Annotated in this window: 15 protein-coding genes and 2 pseudogenes; 8 read left to right on the top strand and 9 right to left on the bottom strand. The window is 72.2% G+C overall.

Annotated features, from left to right (window positions below; all coding sequences use genetic code 11):
* The first annotated feature begins 33 nt into the window (after positions 1-33).
* Positions 34-534 carry a GNAT family N-acetyltransferase gene (locus AB0D99_RS02905; RefSeq protein ID WP_362356188.1) on the top strand — a complete coding sequence of 167 codons (501 nt, stop codon included), beginning with the start codon at positions 34-36 and terminating at the stop codon, positions 532-534.
* 4 nt (positions 535-538) lie between these two features.
* Here the strand turns inward: AB0D99_RS02905 and AB0D99_RS02900 are convergent, their stop codons facing one another.
* The 4 genes from AB0D99_RS02900 to AB0D99_RS02885 all read right to left on the bottom strand — a co-directional run bounded on the left by AB0D99_RS02900 (position 539) and on the right by AB0D99_RS02885 (position 3,709).
* Entirely contained in the window at positions 539-1,117 is a 579-nt protein-coding gene (locus AB0D99_RS02900) for a YdeI/OmpD-associated family protein (protein ID WP_362356186.1), read from the bottom strand.
* A gap of 141 nt (positions 1,118-1,258) precedes the next feature.
* Positions 1,259-2,551: a bifunctional GNAT family N-acetyltransferase/ATP-binding protein gene (locus AB0D99_RS02895; RefSeq protein WP_362356184.1), complete on the bottom strand. Its 1,293-nt coding sequence runs from the start codon at positions 2,549-2,551 to the stop codon at positions 1,259-1,261.
* A 201-nt stretch (positions 2,552-2,752) separates the two neighbouring features.
* Positions 2,753-3,109, bottom strand: coding sequence for a DUF805 domain-containing protein (locus AB0D99_RS02890; protein ID WP_362356182.1), 357 nt, complete (start codon positions 3,107-3,109; stop codon positions 2,753-2,755).
* Positions 3,110-3,319: 210 nt separating this feature from the next.
* Positions 3,320-3,709, bottom strand: coding sequence for an SPW repeat protein (locus AB0D99_RS02885; protein ID WP_362356180.1), 390 nt, complete (start codon positions 3,707-3,709; stop codon positions 3,320-3,322).
* A 436-nt stretch (positions 3,710-4,145) separates the two neighbouring features.
* On the opposite strand from AB0D99_RS02885, the gene AB0D99_RS02880 reads away from it, so the two are divergent.
* The 4 genes from AB0D99_RS02880 to AB0D99_RS02865 all read left to right on the top strand — a co-directional run bounded on the left by AB0D99_RS02880 (position 4,146) and on the right by AB0D99_RS02865 (position 6,169).
* Positions 4,146-4,511, top strand: a complete 366-nt coding sequence (locus AB0D99_RS02880) for a cupin domain-containing protein (RefSeq protein ID WP_362356178.1) — start codon at positions 4,146-4,148, stop codon at positions 4,509-4,511.
* A gap of 136 nt (positions 4,512-4,647) precedes the next feature.
* On the top strand, positions 4,648-5,163 hold the full coding sequence (locus AB0D99_RS02875; RefSeq protein ID WP_362356176.1) for a DinB family protein: 516 nt from the start codon (positions 4,648-4,650) through the stop codon (positions 5,161-5,163).
* Positions 5,164-5,231: 68 nt separating this feature from the next.
* Positions 5,232-5,762: a GNAT family N-acetyltransferase gene (locus tag AB0D99_RS02870; protein ID WP_362356174.1), complete on the top strand. Its 531-nt coding sequence runs from the start codon at positions 5,232-5,234 to the stop codon at positions 5,760-5,762.
* Positions 5,759-6,169 (top strand): DUF4440 domain-containing protein, encoded by a 411-nt coding sequence (locus tag AB0D99_RS02865; RefSeq protein ID WP_362356172.1) that lies wholly within the window; start codon positions 5,759-5,761, stop codon positions 6,167-6,169. Before AB0D99_RS02870 ends, AB0D99_RS02865 begins: the two co-directional genes overlap by 4 nt.
* Before the next feature lie 200 nt (positions 6,170-6,369).
* Here the strand turns inward: AB0D99_RS02865 and AB0D99_RS02860 are convergent, their stop codons facing one another.
* Positions 6,370-6,729, bottom strand: a complete 360-nt coding sequence (locus AB0D99_RS02860) for a hypothetical protein (protein WP_362356170.1) — start codon at positions 6,727-6,729, stop codon at positions 6,370-6,372.
* A 259-nt stretch (positions 6,730-6,988) separates the two neighbouring features.
* Between AB0D99_RS02860 and AB0D99_RS02855 the strand changes: the two genes are divergently transcribed.
* Positions 6,989-8,443, top strand: coding sequence for a carboxylesterase family protein (locus AB0D99_RS02855; protein ID WP_362356168.1), 1,455 nt, complete (start codon positions 6,989-6,991; stop codon positions 8,441-8,443).
* 57 nt (positions 8,444-8,500) lie between these two features.
* Here the strand turns inward: AB0D99_RS02855 and AB0D99_RS02850 are convergent, their stop codons facing one another.
* Positions 8,501-9,058 (bottom strand): type 1 glutamine amidotransferase domain-containing protein, encoded by a 558-nt coding sequence (locus AB0D99_RS02850; protein ID WP_362356166.1) that lies wholly within the window; start codon positions 9,056-9,058, stop codon positions 8,501-8,503.
* A 282-nt stretch (positions 9,059-9,340) separates the two neighbouring features.
* Positions 9,341-9,781 (bottom strand): OsmC family protein, encoded by a 441-nt coding sequence (locus AB0D99_RS02845; protein WP_362356163.1) that lies wholly within the window; start codon positions 9,779-9,781, stop codon positions 9,341-9,343.
* A 281-nt stretch (positions 9,782-10,062) separates the two neighbouring features.
* On the opposite strand from AB0D99_RS02845, the pseudogene AB0D99_RS02840 reads away from it, so the two are divergent.
* A pseudogene (locus AB0D99_RS02840) lies at positions 10,063-10,242 on the top strand (hypothetical protein); the annotation flags it as partial.
* Between the two features lie 342 nt (positions 10,243-10,584).
* The gene (locus AB0D99_RS02835) at positions 10,585-11,580 is read left to right on the top strand and encodes a glutamate ABC transporter substrate-binding protein (RefSeq protein ID WP_362356161.1); all 996 of its coding nucleotides are present in this window, start codon (positions 10,585-10,587) and stop codon (positions 11,578-11,580) included.
* 71 nt (positions 11,581-11,651) lie between these two features.
* On the opposite strand, the gene AB0D99_RS02830 is transcribed toward AB0D99_RS02835, so the two are convergent.
* Positions 11,652-12,644 (bottom strand): methyltransferase domain-containing protein, encoded by a 993-nt coding sequence (locus AB0D99_RS02830; RefSeq protein ID WP_362356159.1) that lies wholly within the window; start codon positions 12,642-12,644, stop codon positions 11,652-11,654.
* Between the two features lie 119 nt (positions 12,645-12,763).
* Positions 12,764-13,425: pseudogene (locus AB0D99_RS02825) on the bottom strand (NAD(P)-binding domain-containing protein).
* Positions 13,426-13,445 lie beyond the last annotated feature (20 nt).

Below are 13,445 nucleotides of genomic sequence, written 5' to 3'. Positions count from 1 at the left end.
GCGCGGCCGGGCGGAGCTGAGATGATCGTACGTATGGACGTCCCCTCCGCTCCGCCCGCCGACGGCACCATCGCCACCGAACGGCTGCTGCTGCGTCCGGTGCGGACGCGGGACGTGCCGGCGGTCACCCGTCTGTGGACCGACCCCGACGTCCGCTTCCACCTCGGCGGCCCGGTCATCGACCAGGTCGTGCGGATCCGGCAGCGGCGGGTCGTCGGAGCGCCCGGCGTCCACGCGGTCGTCCGGGCCTCCGACGGGACGCTGCTCGGCCTCGTCACCGTGGAGCCGGCGTCGCGCGACGGGGAGACGGAGGTCTCGTACCAGTTCCTGCCCGAACACTGGGGGAAGGGCTACGCGCGCGAGGCCGTCGCCGCCGCCGTCGACCGGGCGCTGGAGAGCACGCGGAGCGTGGTCGCGGTGACCCAGGAGGCGAACGCCCGGTCGCGGCGGCTCCTGGAGGCCATCGGGATGGTCCACGCCGCGTCCTTCGTGGAGTTCGAGGCCCCCCAGGTGCTCTACCGCCGGACGACGTGAGCGATCAGGTGACCTTCTCGCCGGCCGCCAGCTTCCCCATCATGCGCTCCAGCCGCTCGCCACGGTTCTTCGGCGTGCGCGCCTGCCACAGCCGCAGGATCACCATGTACTGATCGGTCTTCCCCAACTGCTCGTAGAAGGTCCGGGCCTTCTCGTCGGCCGCGAGCGCGGCCGCCAGGTCGTCGGGCACGGTCGCCTCCGCCTGGGAGGGGTACGCGGACTCCCACCGTCCGTCCGCCTGCGCCGCCCGTACCTCCGCGAGCCCGGGCTCGCGCATCCGGCCCGCCGCCACCAGCGCGTCGACCTTGCGGACGTTCACCAGCGACCAGAGGCTGCGGGCCCGGCGCGGGGTGTACTTCTGGAAGTAGTACGCCCCGTCCCCGCCCTTGCGCTGTCCGTCGATCCAGCCGAAGCAGAGCATGCAGTCGAGCACCTCCGGAATCGTCAGCGACTCGCCCCCCTTGCCCTTCTTGGCGATTCTCAGCCAGATCCCGGGGGTGTCGGCATGGTGCTGTTCCAGCCAGGACTCCAGCTCCTCGGTCTTCGTGACGGTCATCAGCTCGAGCCCCTCGTACTGCTCCATGGGACCAGTCCCCCTCAGTCGGTCGGTCGTCGCGACATGCGTTCGTGACCAAGATATTCGGGCCACCGACGGCATGGTCGGATACCGGCCGTGGGTCGGCACCCGACCGGGAGGGATCGCGCAACGGGCGGGCGGTCCCCGTCAGAACCGGGCGTGCGTGGTGATGTCCGACTCGAACTGGGTGATCATCTCGGGCGTCACGGTCGGACGGCACTGGGCGATGGCTTCCAGATAGTCCGCCGTACCGGCTCCCGGCGTCCGCTCCTCGGCCGCCGTCCGTCCGCCGACGGAGACCAGATCGCGCTCGAAGGAGTTCTGGGCGGCGATCCGGGCGGCATGCTCGATGTCGGCGGGTGTGAACAGGTCGCTCGCCGCGACCAGTTCGTCGATGTCCACGTCCGGACGGCCGTCGGTGTAGCGCGCCCAGATCGCGGCTCGCGCGGCCTTGTCGGGCGTACCGATCGGGATGAGGTAGTCGAAACGCCCGGGGCGGAGGAAGGCCGGGTCGAGGGAGCGGATCGAGTTCGTGGCACAGACCAGCAGCCGCTCGTCCCGCTCGCGGAAGCCCGGTATGAGCTTGAGCAGTTCGTTCGTGACGCCGTGCATCCCACCGGGCTGCGCCGGTTCCTGACGGACCGGGGCGATCTCCTCGACCTCGTCGATGAAGACCAGGACCCGCTCCAGCTCGGCGATCCGGGCGAACGCGGCGCGCAGCGCCGCCGCCAGATTGCCCTCGTCCGCCAGTCGTGAGGGCAGGATCTCGACGAACGGCCAGCCGAGCCGGGAGGCGATCCCGCGGGCGAAGGTCGTCTTCCCGGTGCCCGGCGGGCCGAAGAGGCCGACGGCACGCGGCGGCCGGACACCGTGCCGCCCCGCGCGCTCCGGCTCGGCGAGCGGCAGCACGACCCGTCGTTCGATGAGATCCTTCTCGCGCTCCATGCCGGCGACCTTCGCCCAGAGATCCCCGGGCAGCAGCCGGCCGCCGAGGTCTTCGAGGAGGTTGGCGGCGGGCCCGTGCAGCGGCTCGACCTTCTCGAAGTAGGCGACGGCCGGCTGGCGGGTGTAGCCGGCGTTGAGGAGCCCCTCGCCGAGCAGGTCCTCCTCGGGCAGGACGTAGGCGATCCGGCCGACCCGCGCCGCGACCAGGCGTCGTTCCAGCTCGACCAGGAGGGCGCTGGCGAGGCCGCGGCCCCGCCATGCCGAGGCGATCGCGATCCGCATCACCCAGGCCCGCTCCCCGGCCACACAGGCGAGCGCCGTCCCGATGGGCACGCCCTGGTGGACGGCGACGACCGCCGGCTGGCGGGAGGTCAGGGCGCCGATGCACTCGGCGAGGGAGAACACGGATTCCTGGCCGAGCTCGGCCGTGGTGTCGATCAGGTGGACCACCGCGGCGAGATCGCTCTCGCGGTAGTCGTGGATGAGCCAGTTCATCGGTACCGCCCCTCGTTCGTTCCTTTGCGCGCGCCGCTGCGGCGAGGCTAGGGGCGGGGGAGGAGGCGGGTCGTGCTCCACGGTGCACAAGGAGCGGGCGGCAAATTCTACGAACCGTCACTGGGCGTACGGCGCCGGAAAAGGGCGAAGCCCCCGGAAGGGAGCCTTCCGGGGGCTTCGCGCGGTGCTTCTCAGCACCGCTTAGTACGCGGCGACGGCCTTCGGGTTCGAGCCGTAGGCGTTGTCCGTCGGGGCACCCTCGGTCGCGTAGAACACGATGAGAATGATCGGGCCGACGAGCGGGATGATGCCGAGCAGGATCCACCAGCCGGAGCGGCCCGTGTCGTGCAGGCGGCGGACGGTCACGCCGAGCGTGGGAAGGAAGACGGCCAGCGCGTAGATGCCGGTCAGCAGCGGCTGCGTGGTGAGCACCGCGTCGAGGATCGCGACGATGATGTACGCGATGATGTTGAACAGGAAGAACATCCAGTATTCCTTGCGGCGCGCACGGCCGCTGAATACCGCGTACTTCTTGAGAACGTCGAGGTACCAGTTCACTTAGTCCCCCCAAGGACTGGGAATGCGAGCGGGAGCCTGTCCCTGTGGAGCAAGCTTACGCAGAACTTATGTGGCCGAAACGCCGTCGGTCAATTCGTTACCTGACGTGGGGCGTTGGGGGGTGATGTGTCTGGTTTGCCCAGTGGGGCGACGGCGGCGCCCCATCCCGTATACGGAGGATGGGGCGCCGTTTGGGGGAGGATCAGAACTTCATCCCGTTCTCCTGGTCTTGCTCATGAGGAGCCCGCCCGCCGTGAGCGCGAAGAGGCAGACGCATGCGCCGGTGATGACGTTGCTCACGATCGCGCCGGTGCCGGCGTCGGAGGGGGCGACCACCCAAGGGGCGATGATCAGCCATGCGCCGAGCAGCAGGACGACGACGTTCAGGTCCTGTGAACGCTCCGGGGCCATCGACATACAGAGGCCCAGAACCGCGAGGGCGATACCGGTGATCAGGTTGCTGAGGGCGAGTTCCGGCTGGGCGGCCGCGAAGTGCACCACCCATCCGGAGATCGCGGCGTAGATTCCGGCGAGGATCACCAGTTCCTCGACCGCCGCGACACCCCGGGTCTCCAGCATCCGGGAGTAACGCTCGCGCATTTCCGGTGCGTCCGGGTGGCCCCTGATATCACCAGGACGGTGAGAGACGTCAGACATACGACTCGCCTCCTTCTGGCGTCTTGCACGTCCGACCGTGCCTGCGGCGTGATGCCGCGGTTTCATTGTGCTCTTATCTAGCCTTTATGTGTAGATCTGTCCGATAAGGGATCTGTACAGAAAATGCGTGGTGGATTAGCGGGAATCCCCCAAAGAAGGTGACCGTTCAATGAATGGCCGGTGAAAGGCGAAGCGTGACGGAGTATTCGCTGTGCGTCACCCCGCCGCTGAGGTGCGCGGGCATGCGGTACGACCGGGTCCGACCCCTTCCGGAGCGGTTCCGCGCCCGCGGCAACGGGACGTCGGGCGCGGCCCCTTCGGCGTAATCTGGAAGAGGACTCGGGGGCTGTCACGTCTCACCGCCGGGAGGCGGACGAACATGACCGGAATCGCGTCCCGGAGCTTCGACTCCGCAGATGAGACCCGTCCCTTCGAGGACGGCAAGGGCCGACTGGACCTGGTCAACACGGATCGCGGCCCCGTCGGCAGGGCGGTCTTCGAGCCGGGCTGGCAGTGGTCCAAGCACGTCAAGCCCATCGCCGGAACGGACAGCTGCCTGGCGGACCACGTCGGCTATGTCGTCAGCGGCCGGATGAAGATCGTCATGAACGACGGCGAATCGCTCGAGGTGGGCCCCGGAGACTTCTTCACCGTCGCACCGGGGCACGACGCCTGGGTGCTCGGCGACGAACCCTGCGTGGCCGTGGACTGGGTCGGCTTCGGGGGCTACGCGCAACGCGCCTGAAGCGACGGGGCTACGCGCAACGCGCCTGAAGGCGGCCGCGGACGCGTTCGGCTGACGCGCCGTGAGGAAGGCCGCGTCGGCCACCTGGGTCGGGAAACGAGGAGAAGGTGTCGTCGCGCCGGGGCACGATGGCGCGATGAACGAAGATCGCCGCACGCAACCGCCCCGTACCGCCGACGAGCGCACCACGCTCACCGCGATGCTCCAGTTCCAGCGCGACACCCTGGAGATGAAGTGCGCGGGGCTGACCGTCGAGCAGCTCAAGCGGCGCGCGATCGCCCCCTCGGGGCTCTCCCTCGTCGGCCTGGTGCGACACGCCGCCGAGGTCGAACGCGGCTGGTTCCGGAACGTCGTCCACGGCGAGCGGAGTCGCAGCCCCTGGACTCCGCCCGGTTCGACGGACTGGGCGGACTTCGACGTCGACGACCTCGACGAGGACGGGGTCGCCGAGGCGTTCGCCGTCTGGCGTGACGAGTGCGCCCGGGCCCGCGCGGTCGTGGACGCCGCGGACTCGCTCGACGACCGCGGGCACGTGGGCGAGGAGGCGTACTCCCTGCGCTACGTCCTGGCCCACATGATCGAGGAGTACGCCCGTCACAACGGTCACGCGGACCTGCTGCGCGAACGCCTCGACGGAGCCACCGGCGAGTAGCGCGGACGCCCGACCGCCCGCGTGAATGCCCTGATCCGCCGACGGGTTGGCCTGTTATCGTCCCGCCTATGCCCGAACTGGTCGCCCCCACCGCGCATCTGCAGACCTCCTGGCTCGAAGCACACGCCGAGTGGAGCCCCGGAGCCCACCAGGACGGTGCCGGCATGAGGCTTGCGGAGGGGGACGCCCTCGCCCATCCCGATGTCTTCGCCGCCTGGGTGGGGAGACTGCGCGCGCAGGCCGACCCGACACTCCCGCTCGCGGCGGGCTGGGTGCATGCCACGCACTGGTGGATCGTCGAGGACGGCGCCTACGCGGGAGCGATCGACCTGCGCCACGATCTGAACGACCTCCTGCTGCGGGCCGGCGGGCACATCGGCTACAGCGTCCGTCCCTCCGCGCGCCGCCGGGGCCTCGCCACCTGGGCGCTGGGCGCGGTCCTGCCCGAGGCCCGCGCACTCGGCCTCGCGCGGGTCCTCGTGACCTGCGACGACGACAACATCGCCTCCGCGCGCACGATCGAGCGCAACGGCGGTGTCCTGGAGGACGTCCGCGAGACCGAACTCGGCCGCAAGCGGCGCTACTGGATCGCCCTGTGAGCACGTCGGGCGAGGCCGCGGACGCGGCGGCGGAAGACGCGGTCGCCGCGGCCGTCGCGGCGGAGCTGCGGCTCATGGAGCCCTCCGTACGGACGTCCCGTGCGCTCGCCCGGGACCTTCTCGACCCCGACTTCGTCGAGGTCGGAGCCTCCGGCCGCCGCTGGACGTACGACCGGATGCTCGCCGCGCTGCCCGACATGACCGGTGGCACGGAGGACGGCCCGCGCTACGAGCCCTCGGCGATGACCGGCACGCTCCTGGCCCCCGGCCTGGTCCACCTGACCTACGAAACGGTCATCGACGGCCTGCGTGCCCGCCGCAGCTCCCTCTGGCGCCTGGCCGGTGACGGCGTGAGCTGGCGGATGTACTACCACCAGGCGACGCCGATCCCGCCCGGGGTCGAGTGACGCGGACGGCCGGGCGACGCGCGAGCGGGGCGTCGCTGCCTGTCGACGCCCCGTCCTGACCCCGGCCCGTCGCAGTCCCCCGGCCGCCCCGACCGCCGCGCCCACGCGCCCGATGCGGCGCGGGTCCCTGGGTGATCGGGGGGTGCCGCCCGATCGGGGAGGGGGCATCGGTGCCCGGCCGTGGGCGACCGGGCCCAGGCTCAGGTGAACGCGTCCGTGACGCAGTCGCGGGCGCACGCCGCGCGTTCGTACTGGAGGCGGAGCGCCGCCGCCGCTTGCTCGCGGGGCACCTCGGCGCGGCCGACGTGGTCGGCCATCAGGCGCATCACGTCCTCGACGGTGACGATCGCCGGCTCTCCGTGGCCGGCTGTTTCGCGCGCCGAGGCGATCGCCATCCCGGCCGCGCGCAGCAGGACGCGGGAGTCCGCGCGCTCGGCGGCGGCCCGTGCCCTGGCGGGGCGCAGCGGGCGGATCGCCCGCCCCTTCCGGGCCACGCCCGTCGCCATCAGGGCCGCCCCGCCGGCCACCACCAGGACCCCGACCACCGTCGACGCGTCCATGTCGTCTCCCCTGCCACCGCGACGTTCCTCACCGGTCCTACCCGCGCCGGGCACGGCGACACCACGGACGGATCGTCAAGAGGCCCGTCCCGCAGCGGAGTCACCGCGCGCACTCCTCCTCGGCGGCGACGCGGTGACGGCGGCGGACGACACGGCGGACGACACAGGACGGCAACGGGTGACACGTGATGGTGACACGTGTTACCTTCCTGTCCTCCTCGTCGGCGCGCCCGCGTCACGTGATCCTCCAGGAGCCTCCATGACGCCTACCGCCGCGCCCCTCGTCACCACCACCCGAGGGCCCGTCCGAGGCGAGCGGCGGGCCGACGGCAGCGTCCGCTTCCTCGGCATCCCGTACGCGCAGCCGCCCGTCGGCGACCTCCGCTTCGCCGCACCCGTGCCGCCCGAGCCCTGGACCGAGCCCCTCGACGCCACCGCGTACGGGCCGACCGCCCAGCGGCGGCCCTTCGCCGAGGTCACCACCATCCCCGAGCCCTCCGTCCCCGGTGACGGTGTGCTCAACCTCAACGTCTTCACGCCCGAGGCCGACTCCGCGGCGGGCCTGCCCGTCCTGGTCTGGATCCACGGTGGCGGTTACGTCGCCGGATCGGCGGCCAGCCCCTGGTACGACGGCTCGGCCTTCAACCGCGACGGTGTCGTCCTGGTCTCCCTCGGCTACCGGCTCGGCATCGAGGGCTTCCTGCACCTGGACGACGCGCCGGACAACCGCGGCGTCCTGGACTGGATCGCCGCCCTGGAGTGGGTCCGCGACAACATCGCCCGGTTCGGTGGCGACCCCGCCAAGGTCACCGTCGCCGGCCAGTCGGCGGGCGGCGGCGCCGTGCAGACCCTGCTCGCCGTCCCCGCGGCCCGCGAGCTGTTCCGTGGCGCGCTCTCCGTCTCCGGGGCGGTCATGCGCCCGGACGGACCCGAGGTCGCCCGTGCCGCCGCCCGCCTCTTCACCGCCCGCACCGGAGTCCCCGCCACGGCCGCGGCCCTGCGCGACATGAGCGACGACGAGCTGCTCGACCTCCAGGACCGGCTCGGCGAGCCCGGACCCGACCGCGAGGGCCTGCCTCCGCTGCTGGCGCTCGCACCCTTCGCGGACGGCAAGCTGATCCCGGAACCGGTGCTCGACGCGCTCACGGACGGCGACGCGGGAGCGGACGTCCCCCTGATGCTGGGCTTCACGGCGCACGAGTTCAACGCCATCCCCGCCCCGGGGCCCGACGGCCCGCCCGTGCCCGTACTCCTCGGCACCGTCGGCCTGGCGCCGGACCGGGTGGAGTCCTTCACCGCCGCCTACGCGGACGGCGACCCCGACCGGCTTTTCGGGCAGGCGCTGACCGACGCCACGTTCCGCGCGCCGACGCTGGCCGTGGCCGACGCCCGCGCCCGTCGCGAACGACCCACCTGGCTCTACGAGTTCGTCTGGGAGTCGCCGGTCAATTCGATGGCCTTCCACTGCCTCGACCTGCCGTACGCCTTCGACCTCCTGGACGCCGAGGGTGTCACCGCGGCCGCCGGAGACGCTCCGCCGCGGGCCCTCGCGGACGCGATGCACCGCGCCTGGGTCTCCTTCGTGCGCGACCAGGACCCGGGGGAGTCCTGGCCGCGCTACACGGCCGGCGACCGTGCCACGATGCTCTGGGACGCCGAGCCGCGCGTCGAGCGGGACCCGCTGTGCCGCGTCCGCGAGATCTGGCTCGCCTGACGGTGCGGGCGGAGCGCGGGGAGCCGGACCGGGCCACGCCGACGAGCGCGTCCGGGGCTACGGCTCCCCGCCGAGCGCCTCGACGATCGCCCGCGAGAAGGACTCGGCGTCGGCGGGTCTGCGTGAGGTGATCAGGCGGAAGCCGCCCGACGTGTCGACCACGACCTCACGGTCCACCCACGTCCCGCCGGCGTTCACCAGATCCGTGCGGATGGACGGGTAGGAGGTCACCTCCTTGCCCGGCACGAGCCCGCACTCGACGAGCAGCCACGGGCCGTGGCAGATCGCGGCCACGGTCTTCCCGGTCTTGGCGAACGCCGACAGCAGCCGTTGCGCCGCCGGGTCGACCCGCAGACGGTCGGCGTTGACGGTGCCGCCCGGCACGACCACCGCGTCGAACCCCTCCGCCGACAACGCGCCGTACGTCACGTCGGGCCGCACCACCTCACCCGGCCGCCGGTCCGAGACCAGTGTGTGGACGGGCTCCGCCTTCCGCGCCGCCAGGGTGACCCTCGCGCCCGCCCGGCGCAGGGCAGCCATCGGTTTCTTCAGTTCGTCCTGCTCCGTGCCGTAATTCGTGGTGAGGACCAGCACGCGCTTTCCGTCGAGGGACACGGCAGCCTCCTGCCCGTGGACCGCGCACCGGCCCACACCCTCGCGTGTCTCCGCCCACGGCGCCGCCAAACGGCGCCGCCAAACGGCGCCGCCCAAACGGCGCCGCCCAAACGGCGCCGCCCAAACGGCGCCGCCCAAACGGCGCCGCCCAAACGGCGCCGTCGGACGGGGACGCGGTTCGCGGAGTACCTCGCGCGGCGGGAGGTGGACCCGACGTACACCTTCCGCCGGCATCTGCGCCGGATCGGCGGCGCCGTCGAGGAGTAGGGGAAGCGTCGGGGCTCAGCCCGCCCGGAAGCCGATCGTGCCGTCCGGCAGTACCGCCTCCACCGTCGCACCGTGCTCGACGGTCCGGCTCACCGTGCAGAACTTCTCGTGTGTCAGCCGCACCCCTCGGGCGAAGACCTGCGCCGCCTTCGGGTTGCTGTCCGGCAGCTCGAACTCGTAGCTGACCCGGATGCGGCCCAACCGCCCGTCGTCCTCGGGCCCCGACACCGACTCGACCACGATCCGCAGATCGTCGTGGTCCACGGCGCGGGCCGTCCGGTCCACCACCATGCCGCCACAGCCCCCCATGGCCGCGAGCAGCAGCTCGACCGGGGTGAACGACGGCTGCGCGTCCGCGTCGTCGGCCGCCCCGATCCGCACCTCCGCGCCCCGGTCGTTGCGGGCGATCCAGGTGCGGTAGCCGGTGCGTACGGTCTCGATGCGGTAGTCGGCCATGGTGTCGTGGACTCCTCGGTGTGCGTACGGTGCGGTCGACGGCCCACGCAACCCGAAGGGGACCGGCCCGCCAAGCGGGCGCGCCGGGATCCGCCGGGGCCGGGAAGCCGTCCGTGCTCGGGCGAGGACGAGGGCGCCCCACGCGTCGGCCATCGCCCACCAGACTGTACGGAGTTCCGGTTGCACCTCGCGAACGCAGGTCACCGACTGAGTACGTGAGTACGACGGGATGAGTACCCGGGCCGATTCCGGGCACCCGCCTCCGCTGGTCGAATACGGTCATGACCTCGGACGACCGGCGCAACCGCCGTATGCAGCACGTCACCACCACCGGCTCGGCGCTGGCCGTGGCGCTGGTTCCGCTGGCCGTCGGCATGCTGCTGGCGCGCAGTGTGGGGGCCGATCCGATGACCTCGGTGAACGCGCTGATCACCAGTGGCGGCCAGCGCGCCAGGCTCTCGCGCTGTCAGCTCCGCGCGGTGGCCACGGCGCGGGAGGGCCGGGGTGTCCGGGTGGGCGCGGGGATCCGGGTGGGCGTGCGTGCGCGTGGGAGCCGGGCCGTGCCGGTGGAGCCGGTCGCTTCGACGGGGCGGGGTGTGTCCGAGGGCCTGCTCGCGGCGGAGCGCCCGGCGGTGCGGAGGGGAGTGCTCGCGCGGATGAGAGGGCGCGAGCTCGCGCCGGCCGCCGTGCGGGCACGGTGAACGCTGTCCCAATATGCGGTCAACTCTTGTATGACGCCTGCGTGTTGAAGCCCGACTGCGTAGCCTTGGGGGTGGGGAGTCGGCTGCGCGGGGGTGGGGCTTGTGACTGCTGGATCCGGGTCGGTACGCCGGGGGAGATGGCCGCTGGGCGGCCGCTCCACGCTGTGGCTGCTGCTCGCCGCGATGGTCATGGCCGCGGCTCCGGCGGCCGCCGTGACGACCGGTCCTTCCCCCGTGGCGCGCGCCGCCGCCGGGAACGCCGCCGCGCCACCCGCACGCGCGCCCGCGTGCGATCCGCGGCGGGCGAGCCCCCGGCCCTCACGCGTCGACGGCCCGGCCGTGCAGCGCATCCGGCAGCGCGGCCACCTCATCGCGGGAGTGGACCTCAACAGTTACCTCTGGGGCGCGCGGGACGCGCGGTCACGCCAACCGGTCGGCTTCGACATCGACCTCGTCCGGGCGATCGCCCGTGACATCCTCGGGCCGAAAGCCACGGTCCGCTTCGTCAGCATGCCGCCGAGCCAGCGGATCTCCCGGCTCCAGGCCCATCAGGTCGACGTCGTCGTCCGGACGATGAGCATCACCTGCGAGCGGCTGACCGAAGTCGCCTTCTCCAGCGTCTACTTCGAGACCGGTCACCAACTGCTCGTACCCGAGGGCTCCGAGATCGTGGGCTTCGACTCGAAGCTGCGCGGCCGACGCGTCTGCCTCAGCAAGGGGAGCTCGGCGGCCGACCTGTTGAGCGGCTCCGGGACCGGGGCCGTCGCCGTGGAGACCGCGAGCCACCTGGACTGTCTCGTCGAGCTCCAGCAGGGGAACGTCGACGCCATCCTCACCCACGCGACCCTCGCCGCCGGGCTCGTCGCACAGGACCCCAATCTCCAGCTCGTCGGCCCGCGGCTGGACACCTCCCTGTACGGCGTCGCCATGAACAAGGACGACCAGGACCTGGTGCGCCGGGTCAACGCGGTCCTGGAGGACTACCGCAGGGGCGGTGCCGGCAGCCCCTGGATGGCCTCGTACGACCGGTGGCTCGCACCCTCCCTGGGCGCTCATCCCGAAGGTCCGCCGCCGGCCGCGTACGCCCCGGGATCGTAGGGCCCGTCGTACGGCGGGGGGAGTCGGGGCGGCGAGGCCCGCCGCGACGGCGACGGGTCCGGATCCCGGGATCAGGCCGTCGGGCGGGTGGCGGTGACGACGTAGTAGTCGAGAAGTCCCTGCTCGAAGGTCTTCAGGAAGTTGCGCGGCCAGGTGCCCGGCTTCCACTGGTCCGACAGCCAGCGGTCCCAGCCCTGCCACACGTCCGGCCCGATGGAGGTGGCCCGCGCGTCCGTCAGGCCCGCCCCGGTGAGGGCCTCGGTCACGTGCGCGACGGGACGCGCGATGTCCAGCCCGTCGGCGAACGACTCCAGGTACGACGCCAGCCGGGCTCCGCTGTCCGGGGCGTCGTCCGGGGTGAAGAAGCTCGCGACGACCACCCGTCCACCGGGCCGCAGCACCCGGGCCGTCTCCCGGGCGAAGGCGGTCATGTCGTCGAAGTGCTGGGCGGCCTCGACGCTGTAGACGCAGTCGAACTCGTCCTCGTCGAAGGGCATGTCCTCCGCCGCGCCGCGGACGAACCGGATCCGCGACGGTGAGGTCTTCAGCAGATCGGCGTTGGTCCGGCGCGCACGGTCCAGTTGTTGCGGATGGATGTCCATGCCGGTCACCCGCTCCGGTCGGTACTCGAGCAGGGCGAGCGCGCAGCCGACACCGAGGCCGCAGCCCACCTCGACGGTCCGCCGACCGGCGAGCGGTCCGGCGGCGTCCAGCACATGCCGGTACATGTCCTCCTGGCTCCGGACCCGGTCGGCGACCGTGAGCCGTCCGGCCAGGTCGATCGAGTGCCAGTACCCGAAGTTGATGAACCCTCCGGCGAACACCGGGACCGAACTGAGGTCGGCCGGGCCGTACGTCTTCCGGACCGCGGCCCGCATCTCCATCGATTCCACCACCCGCTGCACCTCCGCGAGCAGTCTGACGGCCGGAGCCACGCCTGTCGACGGCGCCCCGCCCCACTTGGCCGAAAGGGTGCGCCCGCCGAGGGGCCACGCCGACCACGGATTCTCGACGAGCGGCTGCCGGCGCGATCCCATCGGCGGCACCGGCGGAATCGATGCCACGCCCCGGAAGCCACGTCAGCCCCGGAATCGACGCCATGCTCGGGATCGACGTCAGCCCCCGAACCGAGTCGGCCCGGAACCGGCGTCAGCCCCCGAACCGAGTCGGCCCTGAACCGACGTCAGCCCCGGAACGACGCCGGGCGCTCGGGCGACGCCTCGGCGAGGGCCTTCGTCACCGCCGCGGCTCCTTCCCGCAGGCCGTAGACGGGAGTGTCGGGCTGCTGGCGCCAGGACTCGTCGATGCCGCCCGCGTCGACGGTGTCGAAACCGAGCTCGTCGATGAGGGCGCGGACGGTCTTCTTCGCGACCTCGTCGTCGCCCGCGACGGGCAGCGCCATCCGTCCGGGTCGCCGGCCGGGAGGGGCTTGTCCAGGATGTCCTGGGCGTAGGTGCCGTTGAACGCCTTGATCACCGGGTGGCCGAGGTGGCGCTCGGTCCAGCGGCTCTCGGTCAGGCCGTCGTCCTCGATGGCCGCGATCCGGCCGTCGCGCTGCTGCGGGTAGTAGTTGTTGGTGTCGATCACGGCGAAGCCCTCCGCCGCGCCCTCGAAGAGATCGGAGGGCAGGTCCGGCACGGCCTTCAGGGGAACGGTCACGACGACGATCTCGGCGCCCCGCGCCGCCTCCCTGGCGGTCACGGGCGTCGCGCCGGTCTCCTCCGCGAGCGCGGCAAGGGTCTCCGGGCCGCGGGAGTTGGCCACGGACACGTCGTGACCGAGGGCCGTGAGGCGTCGCGTGAGGTTGCCGCCGATGTTGCCTGCGCCGATGATGCCGATCTTCATGGAGCTTCCTTCCGAGCGGG

The sequence above is a fragment of the Streptomyces sp. NPDC047971 genome, assembly GCF_040653355.1.
Taxonomy (GTDB): Bacteria; Actinomycetota; Actinomycetes; order Streptomycetales; family Streptomycetaceae; genus Streptomyces.
Note: the sequence above shows the minus strand (reverse complement) of the source record. Positions and strands in the feature narration are given on the sequence as shown.

Excerpts from the sequence above, each read along its gene's own strand:
- AB0D99_RS02895 (WP_362356184.1), bottom strand. The coding sequence starts at position 2,551 with ATGAACTGGCTCATCCACGACTACCGCGAGAGCGATCTCGCCGCGGTG.
- AB0D99_RS02900 (WP_362356186.1), bottom strand. The coding sequence starts at position 1,117 with ATGGAGCAGTACGAGGGGCTCGAGCTGATGACCGTCACGAAGACCGAG.
- AB0D99_RS02870 (WP_362356174.1), top strand. The coding sequence starts at position 5,232 with ATGCCCGAACTGGTCGCCCCCACCGCGCATCTGCAGACCTCCTGGCTC.
- AB0D99_RS02885 (WP_362356180.1), bottom strand. The coding sequence starts at position 3,709 with ATGCGCGAGCGTTACTCCCGGATGCTGGAGACCCGGGGTGTCGCGGCG.
- AB0D99_RS02905 (WP_362356188.1), top strand. The coding sequence starts at position 34 with ATGGACGTCCCCTCCGCTCCGCCCGCCGACGGCACCATCGCCACCGAA.
- AB0D99_RS02880 (WP_362356178.1), top strand. The coding sequence starts at position 4,146 with ATGACCGGAATCGCGTCCCGGAGCTTCGACTCCGCAGATGAGACCCGT.
- AB0D99_RS02855 (WP_362356168.1), top strand. The coding sequence starts at position 6,989 with ATGACGCCTACCGCCGCGCCCCTCGTCACCACCACCCGAGGGCCCGTC.
- AB0D99_RS02860 (WP_362356170.1), bottom strand. The coding sequence starts at position 6,729 with ATGGACGCGTCGACGGTGGTCGGGGTCCTGGTGGTGGCCGGCGGGGCG.
- AB0D99_RS02845 (WP_362356163.1), bottom strand. The coding sequence starts at position 9,781 with ATGGCCGACTACCGCATCGAGACCGTACGCACCGGCTACCGCACCTGG.
- AB0D99_RS02875 (WP_362356176.1), top strand. The coding sequence starts at position 4,648 with ATGAACGAAGATCGCCGCACGCAACCGCCCCGTACCGCCGACGAGCGC.